This window comes from Candidatus Methylobacter oryzae (genome assembly GCF_003994235.2).
Taxonomy (GTDB): Bacteria; Pseudomonadota; Gammaproteobacteria; order Methylococcales; family Methylomonadaceae; genus Methylobacter_A; species Methylobacter_A oryzae.
Window position 1 is genome coordinate 55677 of sequence record NZ_RYFG02000121.1, and the last position, 13670, is coordinate 69346.

A 13670-nucleotide genomic window follows, 5' to 3' on the forward strand; every position below is an offset into this window, starting at 1 on the left:
TGGTTCAAGAAGGAGAAGCTGGTTTTGACAACAATGCAAGACATTACAAGTTCGATGACGCCATCGGAGAAACGCGCCACATGGTCTTTGGCAAGCATTTATGCGTTGCGGATGCTGGGACTGTTCATGATTTTGCCGGTGTTGTCATTATTTGCCGAGCAGCTTGAAGGTTCGACGCCGGCGTTGATCGGTCTGGCAATGAGTATTTACGGCCTGCCGCAAGTTTTGCTGCAAGTTCCGTTCGGGCTGTTATCGGATCGTTTCGGCCGCAAGAAAATGATTGTTATCGGCTTGGTATTGTTTTTCATCGGCAGCGTGATTGCGGCGCTGTCGACAACAATCTACGGCGTGCTGGTCGGCAGGGCTTTCCAGGGTGCCGGTGCGGTTTCGGCCGTTATCATGGCCTTGGTCGCCGACTTGACCCAGGAAGTTCACCGCACCAAAGCCATGGCGATTATCGGAATCAGCATAGGGGGATCGTTTGGCGTCGGCATTGTCGCCGGGCCGATTATTTCCCAGTTCGGCGGCGTGCAGGGCGTTTTTGGCGTCACCGCGGTGCTGACCTTGTTGGCTATTTTAGCGATTATTTATATCGTGCCGAATCCGCAAAAGTCTAAATTGCACCGGGATGCGGAAGTGGTGCCAGCGGAAATGTTCCATGTATTGAAAAATCCGGATCTGTTGCGGCTGAATTACGGCATTTTTACGTTGCATATGATTTTAATGGCGATTTTTGTCGTGGTGCCTTCGCTGATGAGAAACGCGGGATTGTCTGCCGGGCATGAATGGATGGTTTATCTGCCTGTTTTTGTGATTTCGATGGCGTTCGCGGTGCCGTTCGTGATCCTGGCCGAAAAGAAACGTAAAATGAAACAGGTTTTCTTGGGCGCTATTGCGGTATTGATCGCCGCCGAAGCGGGTTTGTCGGCCGTTTATCAAAACCTGGTCGGGATTATCGGCTTCTTATGGTTGTTTTTTTGCGGCTTTAATTTGCTGGAAGCGACGTTGCCTTCTTTAGTTTCAAAAACGGCTCCCGCCGATTTAAAAGGAACTGCGATGGGCGCGTATTCAAGTTCGCAATTCATGGGGCTTTTTATGGGCGGCGTCGTCGGCGGTTGGTTTAACGGCAAATTCGGCGTGACGGCAGTATTTTTATTCTGCTCCGCTGCCGCGTTCAGCTGGCTGGTGGTGTCCTTATGGATGAAACCGCCGCGCTATGTCGCGAATCTACTTATTTCATTGGAACAGCTCAGTGAACAAGGCGCTAACGAATTTGTCGCCGAGATGCTTAAAATCAGCGGCGTGGAAAATGTTACGCTGCATTATGAAGAGGCTTTGGTTTATCTGAAAGTCGATAACCAAAAACTCGATAAGGATCAATTGCAAGGTTTGATCACTCAGTACGTCAACGCGTAAACAATGAGGAGAAATAGATGCTGAATAAAGTGATGTTGATAGGAAGGCTGGGCGCCGATCCCGAGGTTCGCTATATGCCGAGCGGCGGCGCCGTTACGACGTTGAGTCTGGCCACATCCCGGCGCTGGAAAGACAGGCAAACCGGCGAACGCCGCGAAGAAACCGAATGGCATCGGGTGGTGATGTTTAACCGTCTGGCTGAAATCGCCGGCGAATACCTGAAAAAAGGCAGCCAGGCTTATATTGAAGGCCATATCCGCACGCGCAAATGGCAGGCCCAGGACGGCCAGGACCGCTATACGACCGAGATTGTCGCCGATTCGATGAATATGCTCGACAGCCGTAGCGGCGGCACGTCCGATTTCGGCGGCGAGCATGCGCCGAGCGGATATTCGAAGCCTGCCGGTCAACCGCAGCCATCGGCGCCGCAAAGCAGTTCGGGTTCCATGCCGCCTCCGCCGCCGAATTACGACGATTTTGACGATGATATTCCGTTCTGAGCGGTTCGATAAGCTGCTCAGTATCTTGCAGGTGTGAGTCCTGCCGCAATAGTTGGTTAGTTGATTGCGTAGCTATGGCGTATATGTGGATGGCGACTGAAACGTGGAAGCAACGCCGGAAAAACGTTGCCTCCGACCTAGACAGTGGGTGCGCGCAAATGTACAGCCCGTAAACGAAAGTGAACTTTAACAAGCCTCGTAAATGTCAGTCATACGGTTATGCTAGGACCACTACACCCGCCGTCCTGGCTCTATGATTATTAAGTTATACAGCCATCGGTAACCGGAGATGAAAGGAGTCGGTATGCACGCGTTGTGCCGTCGTAATGCAGTAGGAAGAAGACAGCAGGAAAGCCGTGTGCGGGAAAACTGTACGAAGGATGGTGGGAATGCCGCAAGATTGCCTGGAGCAATCGCGGCTGACTGCCAAGGATGGTGGGAATGCCGCAAGATTGCCTGGAGCAATCGCGGCCCATCCCTGTGGATTATCTAGGTAAGGAGCGTGAGTTGTGCCTGCCGGAGCAAGCACAGCTTGCACTCCCGTTGTCCGGCAGAATATTAAAGTTTAAATATTCAACAACTTGAGAATTCAGAAATGGATAATGACACTTTAATCAATCAAGCTCGTCATCTTTATGCAGTCTTACAAGTTGAACAATATACACGGCCTATAGAAAACAAAACTCAATTTGATCGTCTTAACCGTTTGGTCGTATGGGCTTACTGCCGTTACCAGCGGCGCTTAAATCGCTGTATTGTCTGTTATGAAAATCGGCCAAACGACTGTAATCGCGAGTTTGTAGGGAGTGAACGGCGGTTTTGCCCTAATTGCCTGAGTCAACAGCGTTAAGGTAAAAAACGTTAACGATCTTTCTCGCTCGTTTGCGCATCGCAAAAGCAATACGGCCTTCGACAACGCCGTTCCTTTAAGCAGTTATACCTATTGTGTATTGAGACAAGGTAAAGGTATCTTGATTTCATAAGAGGGAAACAAATTAGCAGCTTTCGATTTAACGCATTAATCGTTGTATCTCCTCTTTCATTCCCCTGAACAATTGCTAAAACAGCTCGCAATGACACCTGATAATCCGCGGTACTCGCAGTTATTCTGGAAATCAACATGCAAAATTATCATCAGCGAACATAGCAAAACTTACACTTTGATTCCCGGAATAGCGCCATTAGCCACAGGATGTGATTTCCGAAGGAGGTCATTATCATTAACGATGTCGTTGTTGTCTGGTTGCAGTTCTTAGCCTGCCTGTTGCTGGTGGGCTATGCCGGCGTCAGATTGACCGTTTACGGCGACGCTATTGCCGACAAGACCGGCTTGGGCGGCAATTGGATAGGCTTTTTGTTGATAGGCATTGTCACGTCGATGCCTGACTTGGCGAACGGGCTCAGCGCCGTCACTTTAGCGGATGCACCCGATCTAGCGGTGGGGGCTATTTTCGGCGCCTGCATTTTTAACCTGGCTATCATCGTGATTTTGGATTTGTTGTATCGCCAAGGCTCGGTTTTCTCTTCAGCCAGCCAAGGGCATATTCTCTCGGCCGCGTTCGGGATTGTGATGATCGGTTTTAGCGGGCTGAGCATGAATCTGGCGTTAAACAGGGAAGAACCTGCGCTCGGTCATATTGGGATCTTTAGCCTAGTGATATTGGTACTGTACTTGGTTTCGGTTTATACGGTTTTTAATTACGAGAGCCGCCAAGTCAAGGAATACACCGAACAAGAGCCCGACGCTTATCCGGGCCTGTCGCTGGGTGTCGTTATTGCTCGATACGTCGCCGCCGCTGTAGTCGTTATCGTCACCGGCATATTCTTACCGCTGATCGCCAAGGAAGCTGCTTCTCTGATGCACTGGCAGGAAAGTTTCGTCGGTACGCTGCTGGTTGCTTTTATCACCACGCTTCCGGAAATCATCGTTGCAGTAACGGCGGTCAGAATTGATGCTCTGGATATGGCAATCGGCAATATCTTCGGCAGCAACCTGTTCAATATGGCGATTCTTGCAATAGAAGACGTTGTCTACAAGCCGGGGCCGCTGTTCTCGAAGATAGCGCCGGTTCATGCTGTCTCGGTGATGACCTCGTTAATCATGACCGGTTTCGCGATTACCGGCCTGTTTTTTCGCCCTGAAAAGCGGCTATTGAAAATGGTAGGCTGGATCAGCTGGATGCTGCTGTCGCTGCTTTTGATCAATTCGTATTTCCTGTTTATCAATGGCCGGGCGGCCTGATAGACAGCTCAAGTTTATTATTGAAGGTCAACAATGATGAACGCCGCTACGCAACACAACAACGCGCAAAATTATCTACAGATCGTTCACGACCGGGTTGCCGGGCGAATCCGCGTCAAAGTGCCCGGTTTGTACCGGAATGAGCGTCTGTGCGCGAACCTGGAGTCGAGATTAGCCGGCCGGGACGGAATCAGGCTCGCGCACGCCAACACCTTAACCAGCAATTTGCTGGTTGAATATGCGGCGTCCCTGGATACCGGCGAAATGCCGCAGCATATTGCCCGGCTGCTCGAACAGGAATTGGGCTTGCCGTTGGTTAGCGATATTGAAAGTATCGATCGCCCTACGAGAAAGCGAGTGCCGCGAAAACGGCGAAGACCCGAAGCTACGCAATATCAAGAGCAGCCGTTACGCTTATGGCATACGCTTTCCGGAACCCGCGTCGTCGATTTTTTGCAAGGTAGCAAGCAAGGCCTGACTGAAGAAATGGCCGCGCAAAGGCTGTCTCAGTACGGCGCTAACGTGTTGTCCGAGCAAGCCCGGCGCTCTTCCTGGCAAATATTCTTGGCACAATTCATGTCGGCGCCGGTCGCGATGCTGGGCGTATCGGCCGCGGTTTCACTGGCTACCGGCGGCGTTGCGGACACGGCCGTTATCGTGTCGGTGGTGATGGTCAATTCGGTTATCGGTTATGTGACCGAAAGAACGGCCGAAAAAACCATTAATGCGCTCGGACAGTTGACTCCGGAAAGCGCAATCGTAATTCGCGACGGCAAGACGCAGGAAATTCCGCTGCCGGACGTCGCGCCCGGCGACCTGCTGGTGCTGTCACCTGGTGCTTATATTCCGGCCGATGCCCGCTTATTAGCCAGCCACCGCTTGACCGTCGACGAATCGCCGCTGACCGGCGAGAGCCTGCCGGTCGCTAAGAATCATGAATACTTGGGCGAAGAAGGGACCGCTTTAGGCGATCGGCAAAACATGGTTTACATGGGCACGACGGTGAGCGGAGGCGACGGCCGGGCGATAGCCGTTGCGACCGGACGTTATACTGAGATCGGCAAAATCCAGCAATTGGTCGGAGAAGCGAAAGCGCCGGAAACGCCGATGCAAAAGCAAATCGATGACATGGGCAGACAGTTGGCTTTACTCAGTTCCGGGATTTGCGTATCGGTGTTCGCTATCGGCCTGTTGCGGGGCCGCCCGTTGACGCAAATGTTGATGTCGGCTATTTCGTTGGCGGTGGCCGCGGTGCCGGAAGGACTGCCGGCTGTTGCGACCACGACGCTCGCGCTCGGCATCAGGGAGATGAAACGCCGGAAAGTGCTGATCCGCCAATTGCCTGCGGTTGAAAATCTGGGTTCTGTGCAGGTTATCTGTCTCGATAAAACCGGTACGCTGACTTTAAACCAGATGAGCGTCGTGACGCTGCAAACCTTGCATGCCGATATTAAAGTCAAGCCTCAAGGTTTTTATCACGGCAACGCCAAAATCGATCCTTACCGGATTGACGGGGCATTGCAGCCGATGATGGAAGTGTTGGTGCTTTGCAATGAAGCAACGCTGGCCGAGAAAGAAACCGGCTCACCTACCGAAAAAGCATTGTTGCAGGTAGCGATTGATGCCGGCGAAGACGTTCAGTTCTTAAGAAAAGATCGTCCGCCGCTCAAAGTGGATTATCGCGCCGAAGACCGTCCTTATATGATCAGCGTTCATGCGTTGGCGGACGGGCGATTTTTCTCGGCTGTGAAAGGCAGTCCTGCCGAAGTGCTAGAGCTTTGCCAAAAATGCAGTATTGACGGGCGCGTGGAAGATTTATCCGAGGATCGACGTAAAACGGTTCTAACCGGGAACGAAAGACTGGGCGCCGATGCGTTGCGCGTTCTGGGCGTCGCGTATTGCATTTCCGGCGAGGCCGACGGCTGCAAGCGGCGGGAATTGACCTGGCTGGGACTGGTCGGCATGGAAGACGTACTCCGTCCGGGCATGGCAGAGCTGGTCGCCGAGTTTCATCAGGCCGGCATTGAAACAGTAATGATTACCGGCGATCAAAGCTCGACTGCTTATTCGGTCGGCAAAAGGCTGGGCTTAAACGGCGTTCAGGGTAAATCGTTGGAAATCATCGATTCAGGTCATCTGGAAAAATTGGATCCTTCGGTGCTGGCCGGTTTAGTGGGGCAGGCGGCGATTTTTTCCCGCGTCAGTCCGGCGCATAAGTTGCGCATTGTCGAAGCATTGCAGCGAAGCGGTAAGGTTGTTGCGATGACCGGCGACGGCGTCAACGACGGTCCGGCGCTCAAAGCCGCCAATATTGGCGTCACGCTGGGCGAAAAAGGCACCGATGTGGCGCGCTCGGTAGCCGATGTGATTCTGGCGGACGACGATTTGCAAACCATGGTCACGGCGATACGCGAGGGTAGGGCGATCTACGACAATATCGGTAAAAGCCTGCATTTTCTGTTGTCGACGAATCTGAGCGAAATCGAAGTGATGCTGGTTAGCGTGGTATTGGGCGGGGCCGAAATTCTGAATCCGATGCAACTGTTGTGGATTAATTTAATAACAGACATTTTTCCGGCTTTGGCTTTGGCGCTTGACCCGCCCGAAGCCGACGTGCTGAAACGGCCGCCGCGCGATCCGAATGCCGCGATTGTAAGCCGAAGCGATTATGCCAAACTGATCCGGGAATCAAGCATCATCACGGCCGGAGCCTTGGGTGTTTACGGCTACAGCCGCCTGCGCTACGGTCCCGGACAAAATGCCGGCACCCATGCTTTTATGTCGCTGACATTTGCGCAACTGCTTCATGCTTATCGATGCCGGTCCGAGCATAGTTCTATTTTCGATGCAAAGAGCCGTCCCGCTAACCGTTATCTCGATAGCGCAATCGGCTTGTCGGCATTGATGCAGGCGCTGGCGGCGGCTTGGCCGCCGTTGCGCGGGCTGTTAAGGCTGGGGCCGATAACGGCTGCCGATATGATTGCGATCCTGGCAGGCGCCGGATTGCCGCTGCTGGTTAACGAGGCGATAAAAGGGATCAATAAAAATATAGGTCTAAGCACATAGAGAAATGGAATTCGGCAATTGCTCCTGCATCCATGCAGTCGACGGACGACACGGATTAAACGGATCATCGCTGATTTAACTTGGCTTGGATTAAAAATCCGTGTAAATCCGTACTATCCGTGTCATCCGTGTTCTCTTTATTTACTAGCCTATCAATGTCTGTTAATGAATTACCGCGCACATAGCTTTATTCAGGGGAATCAAAAATGATCACTGACTTTGTTTTTACCTCTCAATCCGTTACCGAAGGCCATCCCGACCGTCTTTGCGATACGATCAGCGATGCGATTGTCGACGGTTTTCTCCGGCAGGACCAGACTTCCGCGATTACCGCGGAGTGCGCGCTGTCAAAAAACGTGCTGTTTCTTGCCGCACGGTTTGCCAGCGAGGCGATTGTCGATATGCCGGAGCTGGCGCGTACCGTGATCAAAGGCGTCGGTTACCGGCCTGAGGATTTCGATGCGGCGGAATGTACCGTTGTGAGCAGTCATATAGAACAAACGAAAAGTCCCAGGGACATCGTTTTTGCAGACCTTGAGGATGACCAAATAGACCGGATCAGCGTTGCCCATCAAACGACGGTGTTCGGTTATGCTTGTCGCCATACCCCCGAATTAATGCCGTTGCCGATCAGTTTGGCGAACCGTTTGGCGCGGCAATTATCTCAAACCCGGCGCGACGCCGATATTGCGTACTTGTCGCCGGATTGTACTTCGCAAGTCGGCGTCGAGTTCGTGAATGATGGGCCGAGCCGGATCGATAGTATCACCCTCGTTATCGGTTGCGAAGATACCGGCTCGCCGCCCGGTTTTGCACGCATCGAGGAAGACCTACGGCATTATGTGATTAATCCTGTGTTTAAAAATGCGCCGATCAAGCCGGACAATTTGACCCGCATTACGATTAATCCGAACGGCCCTTATCGGCGTAGCGGCCCGGCTACGCATTCGGGCATGACCGGACGCAAGACCGATAGCGATACTTACGGAAGTTTTGCCCGGCATTGCGGAGCGGCCTTGAGCGGCAAAGGGCCGTCGCGTATCGATAGGGCTGGGGCTTATGCGGCCCGTTACGCGGCTAAAAATATCGTCGCGGCGGGGTTGGCGGAACAATGCGAAGTCCAGCTCAGTTATAGCATTGGTTTTCCGGGGCCGGTCAGCGTCTGTTTGACGACAAAAGGGACAGGCGTTATCGATGACATGGAGATACGCAAGAGATTGCTCCGCCATTTTGATTTCCGCCTGGGAGCTATTATCAGGGATTTAAAATTACAGGAACTTACTCAAAGCCACTGCGGTGCTTTTTATCAAAAATTGCCGGCCAACGGTCACTTTGGCGCTGATGGATTGCCGTGGGAGAGAACCGACAAGGCAGGCTTGCTTGCTTGTTGAATAATAGTTATCAGATAGGCAGACCTTCCAGGTTTTTACTGGAGCCGCTCCCGCCATCCATGGCAGTCGTAAAACCTGGAAGGTCTAAGACGATACTGTACAGTCCGCACTCTACCTGGCAATGCTCTCTTCTCTCAATAATTCAACGGCTCCCCAAAGCAGGCTGGCCGCAGGCGTCATGATTTTGCCCCTGGCTATCTGGTGAACGGCCAACCCGGTTAATATCAATAAAAATAAAGAACGGCTATCGATCAGGCCTTCGCTAAGCTCCATCAGCGATTGATCCAAACGATTCAGGCGCGTTGAAGTCAGTGTGGCTATAGGTTGATGGGGGATCGAGAAAGTCTTCTCCGGCGGAGGTTCGGCTATGTTAAACAGGCCGTTTGTTTGCGCGAATTCGGAAATATTGCCCAATTGAGCTTTGGCCTCGTCATGGCGAATCAAAATAGTTCCTGAGTTAGGGTTAAATTGAAGTTGCGTGATGCCGGGGAATTTGGAGAATGATTTTGCAATGCGGGCAAAATAATCCGCGTCGCCTTTTTTTTGCGGAATTTTCAACCTCACGCGCCCAGGCAATTGATGCTTAACGTATGCGGAAGGATGCTTGCTCATACATCCTCTTTATGGGCTGATTGGCCATGGCGTTCGGCAGATTCTTCGGCCAGTTCGATTTCGCTTTCTTTTATCAGTTCGTCCCTGGCTTCGGCAAAAATATCTTCAAGTTGTTCGTTGGTTTCGGCTATTAATTCTTGCGCCCGTGCTGTGAACACTATGCCGGATTTGATGACAGCGCGGACAGTAGGGCGCGCGGCCCTGGCAAGTGCCGGTAATATTGGAATAAAAGTTGCGGCTACGACCGTGGCGCCAATGCCGATGACGATTCCCAAAGGGGTGCCGCTCTTAACAAAGTCATCTAATTTAGCCATGTTGAGTTCTCCTCGGAAATTATAGAGTGGCGGTTTCTGATAGAAAACTTTTCGCTTGTTGAGGATTTTATTGGGACTCCACATTGTTATATATGCCGGGTTCCGTCAATAAGTAGTTGCACGCATGCGGCATTAAAATGCTTTGATTCGGTGGGATGCAGGATGAAAGAAAATAGTGTGAGAAATGATTGTTGACTGGTGTTATGCGCGGGGCGTGCTTCTCCCGTTTGCCGCGCCGAGACCGGAGCTTTCGCCGGGACAAATCGGCAACGCACGGTGAAAGTGAGGAACGCGATTCAAATAACCGTTGCGCTGGCGGCTACTTAACTAACTGATGTTACGCATACAGATGATAAATAAAGCGTCGTCCACGAAAGGCGCGAAGATAGTTAAACCCCATCGTTATAGACAACTTGTCTGCCGGCAGTCGTCATAACAACCGTCCTTGATTTAAGGTTGAGCAAGAAGCCTGCCGCTAGGCAGATCTTCCTGTTTTTTTAAACCTGGAAGATCTAAGGCACCGTTTCGAATAGACGAAAACGTTAATAAAGGCCGGATAGACACGGTCGGCGAGCAATCGACGGTTGCTATTTTTTCGCGCCTGTCGTGTACTTCGTGGACGCTGAGTAACATCAGTTAACTAACAAAGAAATACTCTAAATCCATTGAGCAGGAGGTTGTAGTATTAACAATATGCCAAGATTGGCGCGCGCATTCGACTGGTGCCATTCAAAAAGTGTATAAAGCATGGAAAATATTTCTCAAAAGCTTGAGGTTTCCTCTATGTGGAAAAGAATTTACTCAACCGTTTTCACGCCTCGTCTCGATGATGAGGAGCTTCGCAAGCGTCTTGAAGCGATCAAATCGTTTATGCCGACACCGGTTTTTTGGTTGCTGGGAAAGACTCAATCCGGAAAAACGTCTATTATCAGAGCCTTGACCGGAGACGACCGTGCCCGGATAGGGAACGGTATGCAGGCTTGTACTAGAAATTCACTCATTTATGATTTTCCCGATTCCCAGGATTGCATCATGCACTTTCTGGATACGCGGGGATTGGGCGAGGTGGATTATGAACCGGATGAAGATATCGAGGCTTTCAGCGAACAGGCTCACGTGTTGATCGTGGTTATGAAAGCGATGGATCATTCCCAGCAGGCTGTGATGGAGGCGATTCGAACGATTCATAAAGCCAAACCCGATTGGCCGGTTATTGTTGCGCAAACGGCCTTGCACGAAGGTTATCCCGATCCGGCTTTCGAGCATTTAAGTCCTTATCCGTTCGATAGCGAAGATTGGCCTAAAACGGTTCCCGATGATTTGCGCCGGTCTTTGCTTGAACAACGAAAGTTATTCAAGGGTATAGCCACTCAATTTGTCCCGCTTGATTTTACGTTGCCGGAGGACGGCTACCAAGCGGTCAATTATGGGTTGGAAGCGTTATGGCGTAGCCTGGAGATTGCATTGCCGCACGGTATCGCCATGGTGCTTCACGGCATGAAGGAAGTTCGCCGGGAGCTGCACGATGTCTATAGTAAAGCAGCCCATCCCCATATTATTGCTTATGCGCTGACTTCCGGCGCGGCCGGAGCCGTGCCTGTCCCTTTTGTCGATGTACCGCTGGTGACGCTGATTCAGGCCAAAATGTTCCAGACCATTGCGTCGATTTACAATTACAAGCTGGACCGGGAAAACTGGGCTGAAATCAGTAGTTCGCTCGGCATTACGCTATTAACCAATATCGGCCGCCGCGAGTTAATCAAGTTGATTCCTGTCTATGGTTCGGCCGTGTCTTCCGCGTTGACTGCTGCAACTACTTATGCATTAGGCAAGACGCTGACAATTTATTTTGAAAGTTTGCATAGCGGCAACAGGTTGTCCGGCGAAGTGTTTCGGGTCATTTACAAGGAACAGTTTGAAATGGGGCGGTTGATGTTGAAGGATTACGTGAATGAAATTCAGCAAAAGGTGCTGGAATGAAAATGAAAACACGCTGGACAATACATTTATTAGTCATAATGGTTCCGTTCAGCATCCCTCTCGCAGCAGGCTTTTATTGGTTATGGCTGCATCAGTTATTGATTTTATGGTTGGCGTTTTCGGCTGTGTTGGGCGCGCTTTGGTGGCTGATTAATCAACGTTTGAAGCGCTTGGATCTGGAATTGCTGGATATTTCGCCGGCGGTCGAAAAAAATGCTCAAAGCAAGCAGGCGTGCGAAGAAATTGAGCGAATTTCCGCATCGTACAGAAACAGCGATCCCGATCTGGCTTCTTCGGAATTTTATATGCAGACCCTGCTTGAAGTAATGCGGGCTGTCGCTGAGCAGTATTATCCGAATCGTAAGGATGCGTTGATGGAAATTAAGTTGCCTTATTTACTGAAGGTTATCGAGAAGCTGGCGCAGGAATTACGTGTCGGACTTGCCGAGAATGTGCCCGGCAGCCATATGTTCTCGGTAAACGATATTGTCGCCAGTCACCGCTTGGCGAATCGCGGGCGCGAGCTCTATCGCCTGTTCCGTATCGTATCGGCCGGCTTGGACCCGGTTTCGGCGATGGTTCGCGAGCTTAGGATACTCGCCACCGACAGTTTGTTGTCGCATTCTGCCGATGACTTGAAACGCTGGCTTATAGACGCTTACATCAAGAAAATCGGCTACTATGCGATTGAACTTTATAGCGGCAGCATGGTTTTGGACGACAGTTTGTTTGCCAATGCGACGCAACGGTCTCAACAGGAATTGGACGGAATCAAGCACAGGGAAACGGCAACGTCTGCGGAACCGCTCCGGATTTTAGTGCTGGGCCAGACCAATGCCGGCAAGTCCAGTTTGATCAATGTGTTGCTGGGTGCGCAGAAAGCCGAAACCAATGTGATTCCCACTACGGAAGGTTTTGCGTCGTACCTGTTTGAACATCCGGGCTTGGAATCTGTGATTATATTGGACTGCGAGGGTTACGGCGGCGATTACCGGGATTCTATTGCCAAAATATCCGAAGAAATCGTCCGTAGCGACATTATTATTCTAGTGATTTCCGCAACCAATGTTGCGCGCGATCCCGATAAGAAAATGCTGCAAGCCATTCAGCAGTGTTTTGCCGCCAGAGACCGGAGCAATTTACCGCCCGTGGTGGTGGCATTGACGCATATCGACCTGCTGCGGCCTGCCAGGGAGTGGGCGCCGCCTTATGATGTTATCAAGCCTGATTCGGCAAAAGCCCAGGCAATCAGGCAGATGATGGACGTGGTAACGGCAGAATTAGGTTTAAATGGCGAACAGATCGCACCGGTTAATTTAAAACCGGGCTTTGAATATAATGTTGAAGAAGGGTTGATGCCGGCTATTTTTCAGCAGCTCGACCAAGCCCGGCAGGTGCGTTATCTGCGCTGTCTTAAAGCCTATCATAAAGAAGATTATTGGCGCAGGCTTTGGCGGCAATCTAAAGGGGCAGGGCAGTTTATTGCCAAGAAAGGCTTTAGCGTTTTTAGCAAATCGTCTGTTTAAAGTAACATCAGTAAGGTAATAAAAATGACGTTCTCTTTGCGATTATGATTTCTCGCCGACCGTGTCTATCCGGCCTTTATTAACGTTTTTGTCTATTCGAAACGGTGCCTTAGACCTTCCAGGTTTAAAAAAACTGGAAGGTCTGCCTAACGGCAGGCTTCTTGCTTAAAATTAAATCAAGGACGGTTGTTATGACGACTGCCCGCAGACAAGCTGTCTATAACGATGGGGGTTAACTATCTTTGTGGACTACGCTTTATTTATCATCTGTATGCGTAACATCAGTTAATAATTACCGCGTGTCTAAAAAACTGCTAAGGAACTCGCTTTCAAGTAGCGGGGTAACTGCTTCGGTAACAAGCGCTTCAGAAATTTTCGGTTATTGAAATAAACTGAGACGGAAGCATTTTTATTGCCGGCTTGTTACTCTTAATATTCTGTATGAGTAAAAAGCTTACAAATAAATAATCTTTGGCTGGCATACACAAGGTGTGGTTTGAGATAAAGTATCGAGATAAACCACACTGTCTGTTCTAACTGGCGGCTCAGTCAGGTATATAGAGCGCAATTTCCCATATACCAATTTCAGAAGTCCGAAACTGGATCCAGCTTTGGCTGCTTTA

The 13670-nt window shown here is 50.7% G+C and carries 9 protein-coding genes; 7 read left to right on the forward strand and 2 right to left on the reverse strand.

Translation table 11 applies throughout. The annotated features are described in order from the left end of the window. Positions 1-33: 33 nt before the first annotated feature. From EKO24_RS20970 to metK, 5 genes are all read left to right on the forward strand, one after another. Positions 34-1416 carry an MFS transporter gene (locus tag EKO24_RS20970; protein ID WP_127028687.1) on the forward strand — a complete coding sequence of 461 codons (1383 nt, stop codon included), beginning with the start codon at positions 34-36 and terminating at the stop codon, positions 1414-1416. A 17-nt stretch (positions 1417-1433) separates the two neighbouring features. Further along, on the forward strand, positions 1434-1916 hold the full coding sequence (gene ssb, locus EKO24_RS20975; RefSeq protein ID WP_127028686.1) for a single-stranded DNA-binding protein: 483 nt from the start codon (positions 1434-1436) through the stop codon (positions 1914-1916). Positions 1917-3159: 1243 nt separating this feature from the next. Next, complete coding sequence (locus EKO24_RS20985) at positions 3160-4158, forward strand: sodium:calcium antiporter (protein ID WP_206667324.1); 999 nt, start codon at positions 3160-3162, stop codon at positions 4156-4158. A 33-nt stretch (positions 4159-4191) separates the two neighbouring features. Next, positions 4192-7224 carry a cation-translocating P-type ATPase gene (locus EKO24_RS20990; protein ID WP_241674746.1) on the forward strand — a complete coding sequence of 1011 codons (3033 nt, stop codon included), beginning with the start codon at positions 4192-4194 and terminating at the stop codon, positions 7222-7224. Positions 7225-7430: 206 nt separating this feature from the next. Next, entirely contained in the window at positions 7431-8615 is a 1185-nt protein-coding gene (metK, locus tag EKO24_RS20995; RefSeq protein WP_127028682.1) for a methionine adenosyltransferase, read from the forward strand. 111 nt (positions 8616-8726) lie between these two features. Here metK and EKO24_RS21000 read toward each other — a convergent pair whose 3' ends face one another. Continuing rightward, positions 8727-9227 carry an HMA2 domain-containing protein gene (locus tag EKO24_RS21000; protein WP_127028681.1) on the reverse strand — a complete coding sequence of 167 codons (501 nt, stop codon included), beginning with the start codon at positions 9225-9227 and terminating at the stop codon, positions 8727-8729. Further along, complete coding sequence (locus tag EKO24_RS21005; protein WP_161990641.1) at positions 9224-9541, reverse strand: DUF5132 domain-containing protein; 318 nt, start codon at positions 9539-9541, stop codon at positions 9224-9226. The genes EKO24_RS21000 and EKO24_RS21005 overlap by 4 nt, the downstream gene beginning before the upstream one ends. Before the next feature lie 783 nt (positions 9542-10324). Here EKO24_RS21005 and EKO24_RS21010 point away from each other — a divergent pair. Together EKO24_RS21010 and EKO24_RS21015 are read left to right on the forward strand one after the other, a co-directional pair. Further along, complete coding sequence (locus EKO24_RS21010) at positions 10325-11521, forward strand: YcjF family protein (protein ID WP_127028679.1); 1197 nt, start codon at positions 10325-10327, stop codon at positions 11519-11521. Continuing rightward, the gene (locus EKO24_RS21015; protein WP_127028678.1) at positions 11518-13047 is read left to right on the forward strand and encodes a GTPase family protein; all 1530 of its coding nucleotides are present in this window, start codon (positions 11518-11520) and stop codon (positions 13045-13047) included. The genes EKO24_RS21010 and EKO24_RS21015 overlap by 4 nt, the downstream gene beginning before the upstream one ends. Positions 13048-13670: the final 623 nt, after the last annotated feature.